We start from the raw sequence: 1,208 nt of genomic DNA on the forward strand, positions 1-1,208 counted from the left end.
CGCAAATGGCGGCGTTATATTCTTAAAGGAGAAAGGTGATTAATAAGTTTATTACAGTGCTAATTGCACTTTTTGTTGGTGGTTGTGCAACTCCACCAAGTAGATACAACCCTGATAATATTGGCATATTAGACTTAGCCTTCATTGATATGGAGAAGATTCCATTTATGAAGGTAAGGCACAGACCATCAGTGGTTTCAGTCGTAGATGAGAACGCAACAGAAGTTATCACTACAAACATGATGAAGTCTATGCATTTTAACGTGGGTTTGAAGGAAGGTAAGTATGTTGTAATGCTTAAATGCGATGATACCTATACTTATGGTTTTCCGGTTGTTCCAGTAGTTCTTGAAAAAGGTAAAAGATACCTCGCATATTGTCGCCGTATAGTTAAAGAAGGTGACTATATTGGTTTAGATGGTTTTATTCGTGAGAAATCTGAACCGCCTCCACCTTATCAGAAATGAATATAACCAGCGCCTCAAACGGACTCCGCAAAATGTGTCGCGCTTTTTGCTGTCGCAAAAAGGCACGCCAATTTCGCTCCTCCGTTTAGGCAAGCGTTAGGTGTAAATAGGGGTTACCAGATTGAACAAGTATCTCTAATTACTATTGGTTAGCCTCGTCAATAGCGGCCAAATTATTTTGGTTAGTTCTTCCAGTTATCTTCATTTCTATTAACTTGTTTATCCCGCTTCTAGCAGCATTAATTATTCTTGGTTGGTCGGCAATAATCATCACGGCATTTTTTAAGTGTCCGGAATGCGAACAAAGAGCTCTAGTTCATTCAGGTAAAGTGGTAAAATTGCTCACGAGCAAACGCAGCAAATTTAAAGTCTGGCTTGTCCCGAATGAATTCGCTTATAAGTATTTTTATTGCTGTAAGTGCGGTCATAAAATCGAGGCAAAAAGTGAATCAATCACCTAACCAGTTGCGCAATGATCGCCCCGGAAAAACACCCGGGGCTGGACTCGCTTTGCTGCGCGTCGCTCGCCCATTCGCAAGGCGTTATGTTTTTTGAGGGATTATGAACAAAGCTCTATTTGAAAAGTTACTTGGTGCGAGCATTATTCTAAATGCTCTTTATTGTCTTATATTTTCGCTCATCGATTCTTATCAATTGTTATCGCTCATAACTGGTGCCAGCGATAGAGAGATTAGTATTAGCCAAATGGCTACTATGTTGGCCATGCCTTACTTCCTTGCG

The 1,208-nt window shown here is 40.4% G+C and carries 2 protein-coding genes; both read left to right on the forward strand.

All coding sequences use genetic code 11. The annotated features are described in order from the left end of the window. Nucleotides 1-35: 35 nt before the first annotated feature. Nucleotides 36-467: a hypothetical protein gene (locus tag A3766_RS05735; RefSeq protein ID WP_068511465.1), complete on the forward strand. Its 432-nt coding sequence runs from the start codon at nt 36-38 to the stop codon at nt 465-467. Between the two features lie 561 nt (nt 468-1,028). Beyond that, on the forward strand, nt 1,029-1,208 hold a 180-nt coding region (locus A3766_RS31890; RefSeq protein WP_231882842.1), incomplete at its 3' end, for a hypothetical protein.

It is taken from the genome of Oleiphilus sp. HI0132 (genome assembly GCF_001635845.1).